20 protein-coding genes, 1 tRNA gene and 1 riboswitch are annotated in these 17,823 nt (G+C 55.3%); of the genes, 10 read left to right on the top strand and 11 right to left on the bottom strand.

Annotated elements, in window-relative coordinates:
* The first annotated feature begins 2 nt into the window (after positions 1–2).
* The 5 genes from AXF13_RS13365 (at position 3) to AXF13_RS16900 (ending at position 2,929) form a co-directional block, all read left to right on the top strand.
* Positions 3–803: a MetQ/NlpA family ABC transporter substrate-binding protein gene (locus AXF13_RS13365; protein ID WP_062253974.1), complete on the top strand. Its 801-nt coding sequence runs from the start codon at positions 3–5 to the stop codon at positions 801–803.
* Positions 804–1,333: 530 nt separating this feature from the next.
* Positions 1,334–1,648, top strand: coding sequence for an ElaB/YgaM/YqjD family protein (locus tag AXF13_RS13360; RefSeq protein ID WP_008682825.1), 315 nt, complete (start codon positions 1,334–1,336; stop codon positions 1,646–1,648).
* Positions 1,649–1,656: 8 nt separating this feature from the next.
* Positions 1,657–1,941 (top strand): hypothetical protein, encoded by a 285-nt coding sequence (locus AXF13_RS13355; protein ID WP_062253973.1) that lies wholly within the window; start codon positions 1,657–1,659, stop codon positions 1,939–1,941.
* Positions 1,905–2,168, top strand: a complete 264-nt coding sequence (locus AXF13_RS13350) for a hypothetical protein (RefSeq protein ID WP_062253971.1) — start codon at positions 1,905–1,907, stop codon at positions 2,166–2,168. Before AXF13_RS13355 ends, AXF13_RS13350 begins: the two co-directional genes overlap by 37 nt.
* A 119-nt stretch (positions 2,169–2,287) precedes the next feature.
* Positions 2,288–2,929, top strand: a complete 642-nt coding sequence (locus AXF13_RS16900) for a hypothetical protein (protein ID WP_150116184.1) — start codon at positions 2,288–2,290, stop codon at positions 2,927–2,929.
* Positions 2,930–3,614: 685 nt separating this feature from the next.
* On the opposite strand, the gene AXF13_RS16895 is transcribed toward AXF13_RS16900, so the two are convergent.
* The 3 genes from AXF13_RS16895 to AXF13_RS13335 form a co-directional block, all read right to left on the bottom strand.
* Positions 3,615–4,481: a hypothetical protein gene (locus tag AXF13_RS16895; RefSeq protein WP_150116183.1), complete on the bottom strand. Its 867-nt coding sequence runs from the start codon at positions 4,479–4,481 to the stop codon at positions 3,615–3,617.
* A 153-nt stretch (positions 4,482–4,634) separates the two neighbouring features.
* Positions 4,635–4,710, bottom strand: a tRNA-Ala gene (locus AXF13_RS13340).
* A 132-nt stretch (positions 4,711–4,842) separates the two neighbouring features.
* The gene (locus AXF13_RS13335; RefSeq protein ID WP_062253967.1) at positions 4,843–6,036 is read right to left on the bottom strand and encodes a pyridoxal phosphate-dependent aminotransferase; all 1,194 of its coding nucleotides are present in this window, start codon (positions 6,034–6,036) and stop codon (positions 4,843–4,845) included.
* A 127-nt stretch (positions 6,037–6,163) separates the two neighbouring features.
* Here AXF13_RS13335 and sfsA point away from each other — a divergent pair, with 127 nt between their 5' ends.
* Together sfsA and AXF13_RS13325 are read left to right on the top strand one after the other, a co-directional pair.
* Positions 6,164–7,015, top strand: a complete 852-nt coding sequence (gene sfsA / locus AXF13_RS13330; RefSeq protein ID WP_150116182.1) for a DNA/RNA nuclease SfsA — start codon at positions 6,164–6,166, stop codon at positions 7,013–7,015.
* 161 nt (positions 7,016–7,176) lie between these two features.
* Positions 7,177–8,466: a phenylacetate--CoA ligase family protein gene (locus tag AXF13_RS13325; protein ID WP_062253966.1), complete on the top strand. Its 1,290-nt coding sequence runs from the start codon at positions 7,177–7,179 to the stop codon at positions 8,464–8,466.
* Between the two features lie 131 nt (positions 8,467–8,597).
* On the opposite strand, the gene AXF13_RS13320 is transcribed toward AXF13_RS13325, so the two are convergent.
* A complete protein-coding gene (locus AXF13_RS13320; RefSeq protein ID WP_062253964.1) occupies positions 8,598–9,509 on the bottom strand; it encodes a sirohydrochlorin cobaltochelatase in 912 nt (303 codons plus the stop codon).
* A 44-nt stretch (positions 9,510–9,553) separates the two neighbouring features.
* Positions 9,554–9,791: riboswitch (cobalamin riboswitch) on the bottom strand.
* A 154-nt stretch (positions 9,792–9,945) separates the two neighbouring features.
* On the opposite strand from AXF13_RS13320, the gene AXF13_RS13315 reads away from it, so the two are divergent.
* Together AXF13_RS13315 and AXF13_RS13310 are read left to right on the top strand one after the other, a co-directional pair.
* Positions 9,946–10,584, top strand: coding sequence for a hypothetical protein (locus AXF13_RS13315; RefSeq protein ID WP_062254920.1), 639 nt, complete (start codon positions 9,946–9,948; stop codon positions 10,582–10,584).
* 96 nt (positions 10,585–10,680) lie between these two features.
* A complete protein-coding gene (locus AXF13_RS13310) occupies positions 10,681–12,399 on the top strand; it encodes a 30S ribosomal protein S1 (protein ID WP_062253962.1) in 1,719 nt (572 codons plus the stop codon).
* Between the two features lie 348 nt (positions 12,400–12,747).
* Here the strand turns inward: AXF13_RS13310 and AXF13_RS17475 are convergent, their stop codons facing one another.
* From AXF13_RS17475 to AXF13_RS16200, 6 genes are all read right to left on the bottom strand, one after another.
* Positions 12,748–12,882 carry a helix-turn-helix domain-containing protein gene (locus AXF13_RS17475; RefSeq protein WP_417926380.1) on the bottom strand — a complete coding sequence of 45 codons (135 nt, stop codon included), beginning with the start codon at positions 12,880–12,882 and terminating at the stop codon, positions 12,748–12,750.
* Between the two features lie 183 nt (positions 12,883–13,065).
* Positions 13,066–13,611 (bottom strand): helix-turn-helix domain-containing protein, encoded by a 546-nt coding sequence (locus AXF13_RS17290; RefSeq protein ID WP_223299926.1) that lies wholly within the window; start codon positions 13,609–13,611, stop codon positions 13,066–13,068.
* 31 nt (positions 13,612–13,642) lie between these two features.
* A complete protein-coding gene (locus AXF13_RS13300) occupies positions 13,643–13,840 on the bottom strand; it encodes a helix-turn-helix domain-containing protein (RefSeq protein ID WP_062253959.1) in 198 nt (65 codons plus the stop codon).
* Positions 13,841–13,940: 100 nt separating this feature from the next.
* Positions 13,941–14,441 carry a helix-turn-helix transcriptional regulator gene (locus AXF13_RS13295; RefSeq protein WP_062253957.1) on the bottom strand — a complete coding sequence of 167 codons (501 nt, stop codon included), beginning with the start codon at positions 14,439–14,441 and terminating at the stop codon, positions 13,941–13,943.
* A gap of 108 nt (positions 14,442–14,549) precedes the next feature.
* A complete protein-coding gene (locus AXF13_RS16205) occupies positions 14,550–15,101 on the bottom strand; it encodes a DNA-binding protein (protein ID WP_083522102.1) in 552 nt (183 codons plus the stop codon).
* Between the two features lie 60 nt (positions 15,102–15,161).
* Complete coding sequence (locus AXF13_RS16200) at positions 15,162–15,695, bottom strand: helix-turn-helix domain-containing protein (protein WP_083522101.1); 534 nt, start codon at positions 15,693–15,695, stop codon at positions 15,162–15,164.
* Positions 15,696–15,822: 127 nt separating this feature from the next.
* Here AXF13_RS16200 and AXF13_RS13290 point away from each other — a divergent pair, with 127 nt between their 5' ends.
* Positions 15,823–16,509 (top strand): LexA family transcriptional regulator, encoded by a 687-nt coding sequence (locus AXF13_RS13290; protein WP_062253955.1) that lies wholly within the window; start codon positions 15,823–15,825, stop codon positions 16,507–16,509.
* Between the two features lie 195 nt (positions 16,510–16,704).
* Here the strand turns inward: AXF13_RS13290 and sppA are convergent, their stop codons facing one another.
* Positions 16,705–17,781 (bottom strand): signal peptide peptidase SppA, encoded by a 1,077-nt coding sequence (gene sppA, locus AXF13_RS13285; RefSeq protein ID WP_062253953.1) that lies wholly within the window; start codon positions 17,779–17,781, stop codon positions 16,705–16,707.
* Positions 17,782–17,823 lie beyond the last annotated feature (42 nt).

Below are 17,823 nucleotides of genomic sequence, written 5' to 3'. Positions count from 1 at the left end.
CCATGAAAAAACTGCTTCTGGCTTTTGCCGCCCTGTTGGGCACGGCTTCCTTGGTCTGCACCGCTCAGGCCGCGGGCACGATCACCGTGGGCGCGTCCCCCACGCCCCATGCCGAAATCCTCGCCGAGGCCGCCAAACTGCTCAAACCGCAGGGCTACGTCCTCAAGATCGTGGAATATTCCGACTATGTGCAGCCCAATGTGGCCCTGGACAGCAAGGAGCTGGACGCCAACTATTTCCAGCACAAGCCCTACCTGGACGACTTCAACGCCCAGAAAGGCACCAAGCTCGGCTCTATGGGCCCGGTGCACTATGAACCCTTCGGCATCTACGCGGGCAAGACCAAGAGCCTCAAGGACCTGAAGGACGGCGCGCTGGTGGCCGTGCCTAACGACGCCACCAACGAGGGCCGCGCGCTGCTGCTCCTGCAGGACGAGGGCCTTATCAAGCTGAAGAAGGATGCCGGTCTGGCCGCCACCCGCCGCGACATCGTGGAGAATCCCAAAAAGCTCAAGATTGAGGAAATCGAGGCCGCCCAGCTGGTGCGCGCCCTGCCCGACGTGGACATTGCCATCATCAACGGCAACTACGCCATTCTCGGCGGTCTGAAAGTGGCCGACGCCCTGGCCGTGGAAGCCGCCGACTCCGTGGCCGCCGCCACCTACGCCAATATTCTGGCCGTGCGCGAGGGCGACGAAAAGCGTCCCGAACTCCGGGCCCTGTATGAGGTTCTGATCAGCCCGGAAATGGCCGCCTTTATGAAAAAGAAGTATGCGGGCGCGGTGCTGCCCTCCGTGAAGTAGGCTTTTCCCGCTGGTTTTAGAGCGTTTTACTATTGAAAATATCTCAACGCGCGGTGCGGATTTTCCGTGAAAATCCGCACCGCGAAATTATCGCAAGGCGAATTTACTTCGCCGTTAAGAGCTGATTTCAAGCGCAAAATGCTCTAGGGCCTGTTAACGCTATGCCTTTTTGCCCTCCTGCCGCGTCAGATTTCACCTGCTTTTTCGGTCGAGTACCAGAAGAGTACACTCCCTCAAAGCAGGTTTATCTTCCTTGCAGGCGAACAAAAATTCTATAGTGTTAACAGACCCTAAGGAAGCGCTTGTTTCCGGCTGGATACAAAAAGCGGCCCGTGACTGAACGTCATGGGCCGCTTTTTGTATCTTCGCGCTGCCGGGTTGTAGAGAGGGCCCGGCGCTCGGAAACGGGAAGCGTTTTCGCGGATTTGTCATCCCGGCGGTAATGGGGTACCAATGAACCATGGACAGATCAGCAATGCTCTGTCCCCTACATAAAATATAAGGGCGCTGCCCGAACAGGAGATATTATCATGGCTGAAAAAAATGAAGAAAGCATGGATACGTTGCGGAATGAACTGAACACCCTGCGCGATCAGATGGAAACGCTGGTGAAATCTCTCGGCGAAAAAGGCGGCGAGGCCTCCTCGGACATGGTCGCCAAGCTGGAAAGGGAACTGGAACACTACCGGAGAATGGCGGCCGATAAAGTGCACAAGGCTTACGAGGCCGGGAGCGCCGGCATCGAGCAGGTGGGCGAACAGGTGCGCCGGAATCCCGTGACAAGCCTGCTCGTGGCCTTTGGCGCGGGCTGCGCGCTTTCCTGGTTGTTCCGCCAGTACAGGTAAGAGCCCGCGTGAAGGGTCTGGCTGAACTCATCATCAGTTTCTTTGACCTGCTTGAGGCCGAAGGGCAGCTCCTGCGGCATAACGCTCTGCGCACATTGCGCACGGCAATGCTGCTGGGTTTGGGGCTGCTCTTCGGCGCGGCGGCCTTGGCTTTTTTTGTGGCGGCGCTGTATAAGGCCCTCTCGATCGTGCTGCACCCGGCCTGGGTGTTGTGCATCATCGGGCTGGCCTGCGCGGGCATCGCCGGAGGCTTGTTATGGATGTCGCTTCCAAAGAAAAAACATACACAGTAGGCGAGGCCAAAGAGCGTTTGCGCCGGGTTTCGGCCCGGTTCGATCCTTTTGCCGTTGTCAGGCGAAAGCCTCTGCACGCTACGGGCGCGGCCTTTCTGGCCGGACTGGCTTGGGGGGCGTTGCGCCGTGGCGGCGCGCCCGCGCCGGTAAGCCTGCTGCCTCTGGCCGCGCAGATCGTGAGCCTGGGGATGCGCTGGGGCCTGCGGCCAAAGGATGCTGCAAATTAATGTGTAAGACGTAGACAAATGAGAGCGAGCCGCCTCTTCCAGGGCGGCTCGTTTTTTAAGCAAAACGATAAAGTGTTATGATAAAATCGTTGGCAGTAAGTTGGGAGGATGCTCTTTAGGTGCAGATGGTAAAAGTTAAAGAGGGCAATATGAAGGGAATATTTTTTATATTTTTATTAGCCGTTATGCTCTCAGCTTGTGATATATCTCCAAGAATTGCATATCGTGAGAAATATACGCCAGAATTTGTAAATAATTCCGAAGAAAATATGGACGTATATCTTGTCTTTCAAGAGATTCGCGATAATGGGTATCTTGCTGTTTACCATGAAAAACTGGCCCCAGGCAGCTCTATCCCCGTTTGGCTTAATAATTATGACGGCATCGGCTATGTATTGGGTTCTTATGAATTTCGTATAAAAGAAAGCCTAGTGACCAGAGATGGGCAGTGTATAGAGGCAATTCGGAAATACAGGGCAAAAGGTGATCCTAATAACAGCTACTTTGATACGCAAGAAAATCTGGATATGTTTTTGGCTTTATGCCCTGTGCTTTTTAAATTTTCTGAAAAAGATGTATATGATATTTGGAATGGACTTCCCCGGCAGGGTGGCTCATGCATCCTCCTCAGCGCGGACAAGAAACTAAGAGCCGTTAATATCGATGAATTCAATATTGAAAGTAAGCGTAATCTAAATCCGAATTTCAGCGTTAGGTTGTGTGCGGACCCAACTGCGCGATATCCCCAGCCTCTATATTAGTACCTCGATTATCGGAAGATGGTCGGGGGTTTTGCGTTTGTAGCGGTGCCACCACTGCATAATCCTAGTTAGAGTTCACACAGGTGTTCAGCGGAAGATATCTCGAAGAGACTGATATCCATCTGTTCTTGTTGCACTTAAAATATCTTTAACCGCGATAGCTGTGAAATAATTTCTTATAATGATAATAAATGTTATAAAATACGAGATGATGAGAAATATTAATGATATAATTTCAATAATTCTAAAATATAAGGTGTTGTTAAAAGCGAAGCTTAAAATAAATGTGTAAATGAATGTAAATATAAAAACTGAACATGTATAAATTATATTTTTTAATGTTTTAACTGTATATATAATGCTAAAACGCTTTAGATTTAAGTCGTGCTGGGTATTTTTTTGAAAAATTATTGTTCGAATAGCTTCAAGTTTTGCTAAAATAAATGTCCTTGAAAAGAGGCATAATATATTAAATATAAATTTTGCAATCCAAATAGATGCAGCGACAATAAAAATTGCAAAATAAAATATAGGCATTTTTAGTGGAAGTAAGAAGATTTCAACATCAAATTGGGTTATTAAAAAATTTTTTACGCCAATACAGAAAATATATTTAATAAATATAAGTAAGTATGCAATGCACATGTCCACGGCTATGCTAAGAAGCAGCCTGTTTTTTAAAATTTTAATTACCCACTCTATCCACATATAAAATGTCGCCCCTATTTACATCTAAAGTTGCATATTCCGCACATGGCATGCCAATTATAGAAATAAGTTCCTCTCCATTGAATTTATTTCGAGCGCTATTGAATGAGTCCTTGTCTACAAATCTTATTTTTTGCTCAGAGTTATTGTTATCTAGATTGTAAGCAATTGCTGTCTTTGTCTTTTCATTCATTTCAAATAATTTCATATTATATATTACAGGGTTCAGATAGTATAAATCATTTGCAAGGTGGTATAAACTATCAGCTAATTCTTTATTAAAAAAATAATCGTGAGTTTTATCTGAAATAACAGATAGAGTTATAGAATCATCGGCATGGGTAGATCTTTTTAATGGTGTTAACGCTGTTGAGATATCTCTTGTTAATGATTTTGCAGCATAGCTTTGAGCAAATTCTTTAGGGGGATTTTGTTTGAATTCTTCAAATGTCTTTGGCTTAATAGCTTTAAGCTCAATGTTATGCATAATTTCTTGAACTTGATCAAAACTTGAATAATAATCTCGCTTGAATCCTTTGTTGATTATTTCATATGCTGGATCTAACAGCTTTTGAAAAGTCTTTGCTATCTTTAACGAAAATGCACTATGTTCTATAAAATCAACGATGAAGCTACCTTCACGAGTGGATTGAAACATAAATATCGTCTTTTCATAGTCATCTTTAGATAATTTTTGGTATTTATATACATGTGAATTTTTTGCTTCAAGAAAAGCTCGGTTCAACGCACTCTGAGTATTAGTACATAGACATCCCAAAAGGTGCATTGAAATTTTATTTTCAGGTGCCAACCCGCCGGTAACCTTGAAGCTTATACCTGCCATGTTGACCTCGATTTGCTAGAATAATTGATATTAATCGCTATCAATTGGTCTATGAACTGTTAGATAGCTTGGTAGCTAGCTTAGTAGGGGGGGCAACCCCAAAACGCCAAAACCCCCGACCATCTTCCGATGATCGGGGGGTTTAAAAAAATCTGGTGGAGCTGGACAGAATTGAACTGACGGCCTCTTGAATGCCATTCAAGCGCTCTCCCAACTGAGCTACAGCCCCACGGCAGAAGGCATACTGCCCAAAAGAGCGGCGTCTGTCAATATTTTTTATACGTTTTTTTCAGGGCCGCACGGGCCGGGGTTTTCGGGGTCCGCAACCCGGCCATATTCGGCCATATTGGGGCTATCCGGCTCAACGCCGGGTTTCTCCCGCCAGTTCGCCCAGCACCTCGCCCACCCGGGACAGGGCGTCAGCCAGCACATCGTCCGCCACCGCGTAGGACAGGCGGATGCAGTTGTCGTCGCCGAAGGCCGCGCCCGGCACCAGGGCCACATGGGCCTTGTCCAGCAGGTACGTGCAGAGCTCCGTGGAATTACGCACTTGGTCGCCGTAGCACTGGTGCACGTCCACAAAGAGGTAGAAGGCCCCGTCCGGCTTGGGACAGACAGCCCACGGCCAAGCCTTGATGATGTCCAAGGCCAGATCGCGCCGCCGCAGGAAGGCCGCGCGCATTTCGTCCACGCACTCCACCGGGCCTTCCAGGGCGGCCAGGGCGGCCTTCTGGGATACGGAACAGATGCTGGAGGTGCTGTGCCCCTGCATGGAGGAGATTTTTTTAACCAGGTCCGGGTGCGCGGCCAGAAAGCCCACGCGCCAGCCGGTCATGGCATAGCTCTTGGACAGGCCGTTGAGCACGGCCACCAGTTCGGGGCAATGCTCGAACCAGGTGATGGCGCTGGTCATCTTTGCCGGGGGAAAGACCAGTTGGTCGTAAATTTCATCCGACAGTACAAAGATGTTCCGCGCCAGGGCCCAACGCATGATCTGCATGAACTCGCGGTCGGAATAGACCGCGCCCGTGGGATTGCTGGGCGAGTTGAGGACCAGCAGCCTGGTCTTGTCCGTGGTCTTTTCCTCAAGCATGAGGGGCGTGACCTTGAAATTGCGTTCCGGCCCGGCATGCACGGTCACGGGCACGCCGCCCGCCAGCTCCACCATGTCGGGATAGCTCAGCCAGTAGGGCGCGGGAATCAGCACCTCGTCGCCGGGGTTGATGGTGGCCTGCATGAAATTGTAGAGGCAGTGCTTGCCGCCCGCGCCGATGATAATGGATTCTATGGGCACGGGCGTGCCGTAGTTCCGTTCAAAGTAGCGGCCCGCGGCCTTGCGCAGATCGGGAATGCCGGGCACGGCGGTGTAGCGGCAGAAATTGGCGTCAATGGCGGCCTTGGCCGCGTCGCAGATATGCCTGGGCGTGGGGAAATCCGGTTCGCCCACGGCCAGGCTGGTCACGTCCACGCCCTGCGCCTTGAGCTCCAGGGCCCGGCTGTTGACACTGAGGGTCAGAGAAGGTTTGATGCTGCGCAAGCGTTCGGAAATCTGCATGGAGGGCTCCTTAGAAGAGCGGCATGGCATTGAAAATGTCGCCCTTCTGACGTTTGGCGCGCGGACGCGGCGGAAAAGAACGAAAAATCTGCCGCGAATTTTTTAGCAGGTTCAAAGCGGGGTGTAAATGCGGGACAGGGATGAACAGGGATTGCCGTCCGGACCGGGCGGCTGTCCGGCCGGTGGAGGTTCCGGCAATGCGGATGCGGCGCCGCTGCTGCCCTTCGCGCCGGATTGCGTGATCGGGACGTTCGTGCAACGGCAAAAGCGTTTCAGTGTGGAACTGCGCCTGGACGGCGCTTCGGTCTGGGTGCACAGCAACAACTCGGGCAGCATGCTGGGCCTGACCCGGCCCGGCGCGCCGGTGCTGGCCTCTCCGGCGGCCAATCCGGCCCGCAAGCTCAAATATACCCAGGAATGCGTCTGGCTGGCGGAAAGCGCCGTACCCGGGCCGCCTCTCTCGTCGTCAAACCCGCCCGGCCCGGTTCCCGGCGGCCCCGGATTCTGGGTGGGGGTGAACACCAGCGTGCCCAACCGCATGCTGGAGGCGGCCTTTCTCGCCGGGCGGCTGGCTTTTGCCGAGGGCTATGCCGGGCTGACCCGCGAGGCCAAACGCGGCCAGAGCCGCCTGGACGGCCTGTTCAGCGGGCCGGTCCTGCCGCCGCTCTGGGTGGAATGCAAGAACGTGACTATGGTGGAGGACGACGCGGCCTGCTTTCCGGACGCGGCCAGCGAGCGCGGGCGGAAGCATCTGCGCGAACTCATGGACATTGTGGCCCACGGCGAGCGGGCGGCCATGTTTTATCTGGTGCAACGGCCTGACGGGCACTGTTTCGCACCGGCGGACTTTATTGATCCGGCCTATGCCGAGCTTTTTTATGAGGCGGTCGCGCGCGGGGTGGAGATCTATCCCTACCGGGCCGTGGTCAGCCCGCGCGGAGTGGATCTGGGCGGTTTGCTGCCCGTGCGCCTTTATTGACTTTCCGCGCGCGGGGAGTCTAGAAACGGGGCGGAACAACGAAATCGGAACAACAGGAAGCGGACACAAACAGCCGTTCCCGCCCGCACGGCCCGCGTATGGCCCTGGCACGGGCAGAACGGCGGGACAGACCGGCCAGACAAACAGAGGGGGCTCCTTCCATGCCCGACACGACCCATCGTTTCATTCCCCGGCTCACGGACGAGCAGCTCCGGCAGATCCAGTTGGACGGCCTGCGCTACACCCTGCGCCAGGCGCGCAACTCCCCGCAGTACCGGGCGCGGTTGGATGCTTGCGGCGCGCGTGCCGAGGATATCCACAGCCTGGACGATCTGCGCCTGCTGCCCACTGTGGATGTGGAGGATCTGCGCGAGGGCTACCCCCTGCCCCTGCTCTGCGTGCCGGAAAAGGACGTGGTGCGCATCCATGCCTCCAGCGGCACCACGGGCAAGCGCAAAATTCTGGCCTACAGCCGCCGCGACATCGAGACGTTCAGCACCCAGATGGCCCGCTGCTACGAGCTGGCCGGGCTCACGCCCGAGGACCGCATGCAGGTGGCTGTGGGTTACGGCCTGTGGACCGCCGGGGCGGGCTTTCAGCTGGGCAGCGAGCTTTTCGGCATGCTGACCATTCCGGTGGGGCCGGGCAATCTGGAAATGCATCTGCAACTGCTCAGGGACGTGGGCGCCAGTTGTTTCGGGGCCACGGCCTCCATGGCCCTGCTGCTGGCCGAGGAAGTGGAGCGCGCGGGCATCCGCGATCAGATCCGGCTGCGCAAGATGATCTGCGGGGCCGAGACGCGCAGCGAGAAAATGCGCCTGGCCATCGAGAGCAAGCTGGGCCTGGAAGGCAGCTATGACATCGCGGGCATGACCGAAATGTACGGTCCGGGCACGGCCATGGACTGCGACGCCCATGAGGGCCTGCATTACTGGGCGGATTTGTTCATCATCGAAGTGCTGGACCCGGACACCCTGCAGCCCGTGCCCGAGGGCGAAGTGGGCGAGATGGTGGTCACCAGCCTGCGCAAGGAGGCCGTGCCCCTGTTGCGCTACCGCACCCACGACCTGACCCGCCTGCTGCCGGGCCGCTGCTCCTGCGGCCTGAACATGCCCCGGCACGACCGCATTCTGGGCCGCTCCGACGACATGGTCATCTACAGGGGCGTGAACATCTATCCCGGCCAGATCATGGAAGTCATCGGCCAGTTCCCGGAACTGGGCGGCGAATACCAGATGGAGCTGACCAGGGACGAGCGCTCCCTGGACCATCTGGCCCTGATTGTGGAGCGCGCCCAGGATCAGCCGTCCGGCAATGACGCTGCCCTGGCCCAGGCTCTGGAGCGGCGGCTGCACAAGGCCATTCTGGCGCGCATGGAAGTGCGGGTGGCGGATTACGCCGGCCTGCCGCGTACGTTCAGCAAGTCCAAGCGGGTGATCGACAAGCGCTGATCCCGCTCCGTGCGTTGTGCCCCTTTCAGGACGATAGGGCGGACTTACCGTAAACCCGGCACGAAAACGCCGCCCGTCTCCACGGAGTGTGGAAACGGACGGCGTCTTTGCTGCGGTGGATAAATCCGGCTTTACTGCTTCTTGGGTTCCTTGGTCAGGTCGTCCACATTTTGCTTGGCATGGTCCACAAAGAGATCACGCACGCCGGGCACTTCGCCCAGGCCCTTGAGGTTGGCCTCCACCTTGAAACCGGCGGCCTTGAGCTTGGAAGCCCAGGAATCCTCCTCGTCCCCGGCCAGGTCGTTGCGGGCGTGGTCCCCGGCCACCACCATCAGGGGCTGCAGCCAGACTTTCTTGATCTTGTGGGCTTTGAGCTCGGCCAGCAGGTCGTCAATGCCGCGCGCGCCTTCCACTGTGGCCATGAAGACCAGGGGGTCACTTTCCTTGAACGTGGCCCGTGTGCCTTCAAAAACCAGGTCCGCCCGGCCGTGGGCCTGTCCGTGGCCCATGAGCACCACAGCCTCGCCCTTCCGGCGCTTGCCGCCCATATCAGCAAGCACGGCCTTGGCCACGCTTAAGGCATCCTTGTGCGACTCCAGCAGGGGGCGGCCCAGGTACACGGCCTCAAAACGGCCCGGATGCTTCTGGATATCCAGCAGCACGGCCCGCTCAAGCTCCGTAAATTCCTCGCCGGGCATCACATGCAGGGACTGCACGCGCACCACTTTCACCCCCGCCTTGGCCAGCGCGGCCAAGCCGTCGCTGATGCCGCCCACGGGCTTGCCCTGCTTGGCAAGTTTTTTGCGGATGATCTGCGAGGTGTAGGACCAGACCACGGGCGTGTCCGGAAACGCGGCCTTGAAGGACGCGTCCACGGCCTTGAACGAGGGCAGGGCTTCGGGCACGCTGGTGCCGAAAGCCACCAGCAGCACCCCTTCCTTGGGGGCTTTCTGATCCGCCGCTTGGACGGACGCGGCCAGCAGGGCCAGCAGAAGCAGGAAAAGCGGCAGGACGCGCGGGAACACGCGCAACGTACGAGACATGGCAACCTCCTCAATCGTGCGTTGAAAGGTGGATACGGCGGCGGCGCAAAGCGCCCCGGCCAGCGGGTGTTCGGACTTAAGGGATGTGGAGGTCCGCGTTTCTGATCATAATCAGGACAACGGCCCCGCGCCTCGGCTTCGCCTTCACCTGTGACGGCTGGCTGTCGCGCCCCGCCGGGATGTTTCCGGCAAGGCGAAGAAGCTCTGTACCCTCTTACCGCAGCGCGACTGTTTCCGATTTGCACGGAATTCCCCGCTACAGCGGGCAGAGGACAATAGGGAGGCGCAAAAGTCAAGACAAGTGTCGAAGCTGAAAAATGAGATAGCCGCCGTGACTCAGCGAAAAAGCACATTTTTTGCGATCAGGCACCAGGAGCTGTTTCCAGGCGCGCGCCGGGCCTTGGCCCGGCGCGCGTTTCAGGCTATACTTCCGAATATGGATACCTCCCTTGAGATGGATGCTTGTTGCGGCACCGGCAAGCGGCCTGAAAACCCCGCCGGGCTCAGCGCCGAAGTTTCGGCCGCGGCCGCGGCCCTGCTGCGCCGGGGCGTGCTGCTGCCCGCGCGAGGCGGGGATGCCGTGAGCCTGGGGCGTTTTCTGACCTTGGGGTTGGGGCTGGAAGAAGCATATGTGGAAAGCCGCATCCAGACCATTTTGCGTAACGGTCTGGCTGCGGATGATTTTGCCGTGCCCCTGGCCTCCGGCGACCGGCTGGCCCTTTCGGCGGCCATGCCCGGCGTGGCCGGGGCAGCCCTGCGCCGGGGCGGCCGGTACGCGGCCATGCGCGCCGCCATTACCCAGCGCCGGGAAGACGCGCCTCCCGCGCCCATAGCTCAACTTGAGGAACCGGTCTGGATCGAGCTGCGTTGCTTCAACAGCATTGCCGAGGAGTTGGCCGGGCATCTGCTGTGCCGGGGGCTGGCCGCCCGGCCCGCCGACGCGGGACAAGTCCTGCTTCCGCTGGCGGCCACGCCGCCAGCCGGTCTGGCGCTGCCTGAGCCGGGCCTGCTCTGGCTCGCGGCCTGGCAAACCCGACCCTGCTTCGCATTTTTCCGTCTCTCTCCTTGGCCGTAAAACCTTGCGCCGGACAATTTCTCTTGTGCTTTTCCTTTGCCTCTGATAATTTTTCCCACTCTCTCAGCGAGGGGAAATTATTTGGAGGCATGGCAGATGGCAGACAAGGAAACCGGGCACGACGAAATTAATTTCGAAAGCGCCCTCGAAAACTATCTCAATCCCGATTTCGGCGACCTTGAAGAAGGCTCCATTACCAAAGGCGAGATCGTCCGTGTGGATGACGACAATGTGCTGGTGGACGTGAATTTCAAGTCCGAGGGGCAGATCCCCGCGGCTGAATTCCGTGACGCCGCGGGCAACATGGCCGTCAGCGTGGGCGACAGGGTGGACGTTTATGTGGTGCGCAAGAACGAAATGGACGGCACCATCACCCTTTCCTTTGAAAAGGCCAAACGCATGCAGGTCTTCGACCAGCTCGAGGACGTGCAGGAAAATAACAGGGTCATCAAGGGCCATATCGTGCGTCGCATCAAGGGCGGCTACACGGTGGACATCGGCGGGGTGGAGGCGTTTTTGCCCGGTTCGCATGTGGATCTGCGTCCCGTGCCGGATATGGACGCTCTGGTCAACCAGGAATTTGAATTCCGCGTGCTCAAGATCAACCGCCGCCGCAGCAACGTCATTGTTTCCCGCCGCGTGCTGCTGGAAGAGGAGCGCGATTCCAAGCGTCAGGATCTGCTGCGCACCCTGGAGGAAGGCCAGATCGTCCAGGGCAAGGCCAAGAACATCACCGAGTACGGCGTGTTTGTGGACCTGGGCGGCCTGGACGGCCTGCTGCACATCACGGACATGAGCTGGAAGCGCATCCGCCATCCCAAGGAAATGATCACCATGGGCCAGGAGCTGACCCTCAAGGTGCTTTCCTTCGACCGTGAGAACAACAAGGTTTCCTTGGGCCTCAAGCAGCTCGTGCCCGATCCCTGGCAGGATATCTCCGCCCGCTTCCCCGAAGGCGCCAAGTGCACCGGCAAGGTCACCAACCTGGTGGACTACGGCGCGTTTGTGGAGCTGGAGCCCGGCGTGGAAGGCTTGGTGCACATCTCCGAAATGTCCTGGACGCGCAAGCTGCGTCATCCCTCCCAGATGGTCCACACCGGCGACGAAGTGGAAGTGGTCATCTTGGGCGTGGACGGCGAAAAGAAGCGCATCAGCCTGGGTATGAAGCAGGTCCGTCCCAATCCCTGGGAACTGGTGGCCGAGAGATATCCTGAAGGTACCGTCCTTGAGGGCGTCATCAAGAACATTACCGAATTCGGCATGTTCATCGGCATTGAGGACGGCATCGACGGCCTTATCCACGTGTCCGACATTTCCTGGACCAAGAAGGTGCGCCATCCCAACGAGCTGTACAAGGTGGGCGACACCGTGCAGGCCAAGGTGCTCACCGTGGACCAGGAGAACGAGAAGTTCACCTTGGGCGTCAAGCAGCTGGTGGACGATCCCTGGGGCCATGTGCCGGATACCTATCCCGTGGGCTGCACCATCAAGGGCGTGGTGACCAACATCACCGACTTCGGCCTCTTTGTGGAAGTTGAAGAGGGCATCGAAGGTTTGGTGCATGTCTCCGAACTGTCCGGCAAGAAAGTCAAGACCCCGGCGGAAATCTACAAGGAAGGCCAGGAAATCCAGGCCAAGGTCATCCATGTCAGCGCCGAGGAGCGCCGTCTGGGCCTCTCCATCAAGCAGATCAAGGATGAAGAGGAGCGCCGCAAACCCAAGGAATTCCATTCCGGCCCGCAGGAAGCCGGGCAGAGCTTGGGCGACCTGCTCAAGCAGAAGTTCGAGGAAAGCGAAAACAGCGAAAACAGCTAGGCTGGCTGTTTCAGCGATACAAAAAGGGCGTCCGCAAGGGCGCCCTTTTTCTGTGCCGGATCCGCTCGCTGTTTTTCATCATGGCAGGCGTTCTTGAGTCTGCCATTACCGGAACGGGATATCTGTTTTGCCGGTTTCATTGGATTTGTGGGCGGCTTTCACGCGTTATCACATAAATCAGCCGGGCATAGTCCCGTCTCATTCCGCAGCAGGCGAAAAATCCTTGCGCTGGCCGGGGACGGTCAAGGCACAACGTCGGCGAACTTGGGATCAGGATTCTGAACCAATCCTCACGCATGAGCCGAGCCGTGGCACTGCCGGGCAATAACGGCTCTTGTGGGGCACACATCACCTTTGCGCCTCGTTCACCAAAATCCCCGGCCCCATATTCAGTGCGCGGGCGAGCATAATAATTGTTGAAAGTTTGGGTTCTCTTTCGCCGCACTCAATCCGGCTGATCTGCTGAACGGAGCGCCCCGCCAACTGTGCAAGACGATATTGCGTGATACCGCGTTTCTCGTGAGCACGGACGAGGATTTTTCCAAAAGGACATGGGGGAAATTATTGCTCATTGTAGGTAGAACATAGCTGTTATGTTGATGTCGTGCGGACACGGAAGAGGTGGGAGAATCAGCCGGGCCGGAGAGGAAGCTCGTCGGCCTGCTTTTATTTCACAGGAGGCCCCTGATCTTCGTTTTGCGGAGAAGGGCGCTGAGAGATGGCTTGCTCTGTCTGCTTTTTATGGGAAACAATACGTTCATCAAACAGGTCTTTAACCGTCACTCCAAGCGCATGAGCAATAGTTTCCAGTGTTTCCAAGCTCATTTCCCGGATTCTGCGGCTCCTGGCGCGGGTAATGGTCTGGCTCGAAAGTCCTGTCATCGATTCCAGTTCGGCATATGTAATATGCATATTTTCCATAATATTTTTGACATTACTTTCGATCATCGGGGGTACGTCCTGCTCTGAAATACCGGATAACTTTGCCAGCTGGTATTGGGAACTCTGGGAGCTGTTTCTAACTTGTCCTTTCGCCCTCTGCCGGTGCCGGGCTCGCCCCGTGCGAAGGTCGAATATGTTTGAATATACTCCCGCCGCCCAAGGTTCGTCTTTCTTGGCAGAGAACGAAAATCCTAATTTAGAAACAGCCCCTAGTCGGAGACGTATTTGAAGCAATGCCTTTCCAAAAAAATTATCGGCTTTTGGTTCCATATCTCCATGTGGGCTTTTTGTGGTCTGAACTTCACACTTCATCAAACAAATCTTTAATTTTTACCTGTAGAGCCCTGGCCAAGGCATCAAGGGTCGATAACTTGCATTCGTAGATTAATGCTCCTCGAGCCCTGTTGATTGTCTCTCCCGCAATACCTGAAAGCTCTTCAAGTCGCCGGTATGTGATTTTCTTTTCCTTCATAAGGATTGCAAGATTGCTTTTTATCATTAGTGCGCTCCTTTTGAAGGTGCACTAAAATCGAATCAATAAAATGAAGTCAGTGATGCTATAGTATATAAATATGGATTTGACATAGTCGATCAACATACTACAGAAATTTATTTTTTGAAGCATGAGATACGTGTTTCTGACTCTCTGCTGCTTCGACCTGTTTCAGGAGATGAGACGCCGTCGTATTAATGCGTTGGGCCAAGCGTATAAGTTCGTCCAATGAAGGCTGCAATAATCCTCTTTCAATTTTTGAAAGGTATGCCTGTTCAAGGTCGGATTGGAGAGCCAGCTTCTTCTGCGTAACTTTTGGAATTGATAACCTTTTCTTTTTAATGAGGATTCCTAATTCTATGGCCAAAAGAGAGGGCTCAGCCCCTCGCTCTGAACCTGCTTGTATCTCCAAAGATTCACAGTAGAGATCTTTTGTTTGAACTCCAAGGGCCTGCGCAATGGAAATCAATGTATCCAGGCTGCACTCTCTAATTCTTTCACTTTTAGTGCGCGCGACTGTATCGGCGGAAATGCGAGCCCTCGCCGCAAGGGTCTGGTTGGTCAACCCTTTGGCCGCCATGAGTCGTTTTACGTTGCTGCTGATCATGAACTACTCCGTTTTTCATGATTAGCTGACGTTCAGAGAGTTTTGGTAAATATTTTTAATTGTTACTCTATGTATATAATTTGATAATTATATTTCTATATAAAATATTTATTTATAGTGCGTTGAGTTTATTGCTTGCAACTTTTTGCTGAAAAGATCAAAAAATATTCCAATCTCAATACCGGTAGCAGCAACAAGCTTTGCTGCATTAATAACACCGGGAATTTGTATGCCTTTTTCTACTCTTTGTAGACTTCTATGGTCGTATTTTGCTATAGAAGAAACGCAATTCTGCGATAAATTTGTTGCAGCTCTGCATTCAGATAAAAGTATTCCAAAAATTTTAGTTTCATCTGATGGGAGTAGAGCTGAATTCAATTTTTTTTTAAATTCATTTTGAGATAAGACGGGGAGCTTTGAAGATTCAATAGATTGGAATAAATGGGGGGATAGAGAAGTAAAGAAAGATTGTATGTCGGCATTTGCGGCAAGAAGCATTTTTACGGCAATAATAACATTAGGTTCCTGATTTCCGGCTTCTACTTGATTCACATTGCTCAGATGTGTTCCCGCCCTGACGGAAATCTCCCACTGTGACAGCGTAGTTTGAGAACGAACCGCCTGAAACAGGCTGCCGAATATGCATAATTCCTTGCCCATGTCATAGCAAATGCCTCAAAGCCCGGAATCATACTAGATGGTTGAAAACATACTTGATATTTACCCAATAGGAGACAAAAAAAATCCTAACCACTCAAAGAACTGCCCCGGCGGCATTTCGATTGCGGTAACTAACTTCACCGCAGTCGTCACCTTCGGTTCTTGCTCTCCTTTCTCAACGCGTTGCAAGCTCCTTAAATCGTAATCAATATTGTTTGCTGTCGTTTTTTGAGACAGTCCCTTTTGGGTTCGACAATATCGCAGTAAGTCTCCATATCCGGTAATTTCAAATAATTCAGAAGAATAAGAAGCATTGCCTTCTTCCAATCCTTCCATAAAAGAATTTGTTTGCTCAGGATGGGGATACAAATTCATTCTTCCAGCTAATTCGGAAAAAAAAGAACTCAAATCCCCGCCACATGCGCCGACAAGCCGCATCGCGCCAAGAATGCGCGGCTCCTGATGGCCTGCTTCGATTTGGTGAACACTGCTGAGATGAATTCCGGCCTTAATTGAAACATTCCATTGAGAAAGCCCGCTGTTCCTCCGAACTTCCCGAAATAACTGGCCAAAAATACATACTTTTTTACCCATTAGAAATTATTGCCAGAAAATACTGGATCAAGCTAGACGGTCTAAATCATACTTTGAATTAACCCAGAAATATTATATTTTCTGAAACAAGGGCGATCATGCGAATTCTATTGGCGGGGAGTATGAAATGGATCATATCTATAAAGAAACGATAGAGCGGATTAAGGCCGTAACCCATACCCGCACGCAAACCGCGTTGGCTGAAATTCTTGAGATCAGGCAATCGAGCATTTCCGACGCCAAAAGACGGCAATCCGTGCCGGGGGCCTGGTATATGACGCTCTTTGAAAAGCTGGGCGTGAACCCCGACTGGCTGAAAAGCGGCATCGGCCCGGTGTATCTGCGCACCGAGGCCGGGTACATCCCCGGCGACGGTGACGGAACGCCCCTGGCCCCCGGCTTGTTGGGCTCGCCTTTGTCGCAACCTGCGCTTGTCACCATGTACGCCATGCGCGGCGACGACACGGGAAACGGGGCAGCCGGGGCCACGCTCCGGCCGACAGGCAGCATCCTCTTGCCCAGGGCATACGCGAGAGAGGGCATAGTCGTTCTGGCAGTGGACAACGACGCGGCCGCGCCCACAGTGCGCCGGGGAGCGTATGTCGGCATTGACACGCACGCCGACTGCCCCGCGAGCGGCGGACTGTTCGCCATCACGCTTCCCCACGGGGAGATCGTCCTGCGCCGACTGCTTTGGGATGAGGATTATTTCCGCTTATGCGCCGAGGACCCCGCGTATCCGGATCGCAGGATACGCTTAGTCCGGACGGAATGGATTCTCGGGCGATTGGCCTGGGTCATGCAGGAAATGTGAGCAGGATGCGGGGGGAGAAATGCGGAAGTGAATACTTTTGATGCGCGGATGCATTTCATGCATCAACTGCTCTGCAAGGATTTGCAGACAAACCCTTGCCACAGGAAGGCGCGAGCGCGCCGCCCTTTTCCGGCCTTGAGAGAGCCGGGGGGATGATCCCCCCGGCGGGATTTGGGGCGGCAGCCCCAGGCCTTCTCAGAACTGGTACAGAAAGACCGGCGTCCGCCAGTCGCTGCCCGCGGCGTTAAGCCCGCCCATGGTTGCAAGGGCCGAAAGGTCCAGGCCGAACCAGGATTTGAGGCTGTCCGCGAGCCAGGAACTTTCCTTGGGTTTGGTCAGCAGCTTGCGCTCGGCGGGCACGCCGGTCTGTTCGGCCAGCCAGCGCAGGGCCGCGTCCTGGCCGCCCAGTTCATCCACCAGACCGAGCTTCAGGGCCTCCTGGCCGGTAAAGATCTTGCCGCTGGCCAGCCCTCCGGCCCGCTCGCGCGGCATGTCCCGCCCCTTGGCCACAATGTCCACGAACTGCTCGTGCATGTCCTTGAGCACGCCTTCAAAATAGGCCCGATCCTCGGGTGAAAGCGGGTGCAGATAGGAACCGGCGTTTTTGTAAGGCGCGGTGACCAGGGTTTCCTGCCCCACGCCGATCTTGCCCAGCAGCCCCTGGAGTTGCGGGATGTCCATGCGCACGCCGATGGAGCCGGTGACCGTGGAGGGATTGGCGAAAATCCGGCCTCCGGCCATGCTGACCATCAGGCCGCCCGACGCGGCCATGGAGCCCATGCTCACCGCCAACGGGCGTTTTTGGGCCAGGCGGGCCAGCGCGTCGTAGACTTCCTGCGAGGCGGCGGCCCCGCCGCCGGGGGAATCCACGCGCAGCAACACGCCCTTGACCTGGGGGTTGCGTTCGATTTTGCGGATCCAGGCCAGGGTGGGGGCCACGTCCATAATCGGGCCGCGCACCGTGACCAGGGCCAGGCGGTCGCCGCCGCTGAGCAGGCCCTGGCCGTTTTCGTCCCGGCTGAAAACGGCCAGGCCGATCAGAACCAGGGCCAGGAGCGAGAGCCAGAAGATGAAGGGATGCCGCTTGCGGAAGGGGCGGCGCAACAGGGCGTTCCAGACCGAAGCCGGAATCCGGGCCAGCGGACAGGCCGCGGCGCAGGTTGCTCCGCGAGGATCGGCATTCGCGGACGGAGTGCTGTTCGGGGCGGCGGGGAGTGTCCGGGCCGGAGAGGCCGTATCATCAGGGGTCAGCGTAAAGTTTTCAGTGTTCATGGGCCGTTGATTAGCACGACGCGGGCCCGGAGAAAAGGCCGT

It is taken from the genome of Desulfovibrio fairfieldensis (genome assembly GCF_001553605.1).
In the GTDB taxonomy this organism is placed as follows: Bacteria; Desulfobacterota; Desulfovibrionia; order Desulfovibrionales; family Desulfovibrionaceae; genus Desulfovibrio; species Desulfovibrio fairfieldensis.
The sequence above is the reverse complement of the archived record's forward strand: the minus strand, read 5'-3'. Positions and strand labels throughout refer to the sequence as shown.

Bases quoted from the DNA above. Each gene is read 5' to 3' on its own strand.
- AXF13_RS17290 (WP_223299926.1), bottom strand. From the start codon at position 13,611: ATGGAACCAAAAGCCGATAATTTTTTTGGAAAGGCATTGCTTCAAATA.
- AXF13_RS13300 (WP_062253959.1), bottom strand. From the start codon at position 13,840: ATGATAAAAAGCAATCTTGCAATCCTTATGAAGGAAAAGAAAATCACA.
- AXF13_RS13320 (WP_062253964.1), bottom strand. From the start codon at position 9,509: ATGTCTCGTACGTTGCGCGTGTTCCCGCGCGTCCTGCCGCTTTTCCTG.
- AXF13_RS13335 (WP_062253967.1), bottom strand. From the start codon at position 6,036: ATGCAGATTTCCGAACGCTTGCGCAGCATCAAACCTTCTCTGACCCTC.
- sfsA (WP_150116182.1), top strand. From the start codon at position 6,164: ATGCGGGACAGGGATGAACAGGGATTGCCGTCCGGACCGGGCGGCTGT.
- AXF13_RS13310 (WP_062253962.1), top strand. From the start codon at position 10,681: ATGGCAGACAAGGAAACCGGGCACGACGAAATTAATTTCGAAAGCGCC.
- AXF13_RS13365 (WP_062253974.1), top strand. From the start codon at position 3: ATGAAAAAACTGCTTCTGGCTTTTGCCGCCCTGTTGGGCACGGCTTCC.
- AXF13_RS13295 (WP_062253957.1), bottom strand. From the start codon at position 14,441: ATGATCAGCAGCAACGTAAAACGACTCATGGCGGCCAAAGGGTTGACC.
- AXF13_RS13315 (WP_062254920.1), top strand. From the start codon at position 9,946: ATGGATACCTCCCTTGAGATGGATGCTTGTTGCGGCACCGGCAAGCGG.
- AXF13_RS16200 (WP_083522101.1), bottom strand. From the start codon at position 15,695: ATGGGTAAAAAAGTATGTATTTTTGGCCAGTTATTTCGGGAAGTTCGG.
- AXF13_RS16205 (WP_083522102.1), bottom strand. From the start codon at position 15,101: ATGGGCAAGGAATTATGCATATTCGGCAGCCTGTTTCAGGCGGTTCGT.
- AXF13_RS13360 (WP_008682825.1), top strand. From the start codon at position 1,334: ATGGCTGAAAAAAATGAAGAAAGCATGGATACGTTGCGGAATGAACTG.
- AXF13_RS13350 (WP_062253971.1), top strand. From the start codon at position 1,905: ATGGATGTCGCTTCCAAAGAAAAAACATACACAGTAGGCGAGGCCAAA.
- sppA (WP_062253953.1), bottom strand. From the start codon at position 17,781: ATGAACACTGAAAACTTTACGCTGACCCCTGATGATACGGCCTCTCCG.
- AXF13_RS13325 (WP_062253966.1), top strand. From the start codon at position 7,177: ATGCCCGACACGACCCATCGTTTCATTCCCCGGCTCACGGACGAGCAG.
- AXF13_RS13290 (WP_062253955.1), top strand. From the start codon at position 15,823: ATGGATCATATCTATAAAGAAACGATAGAGCGGATTAAGGCCGTAACC.
- AXF13_RS16895 (WP_150116183.1), bottom strand. From the start codon at position 4,481: ATGGCAGGTATAAGCTTCAAGGTTACCGGCGGGTTGGCACCTGAAAAT.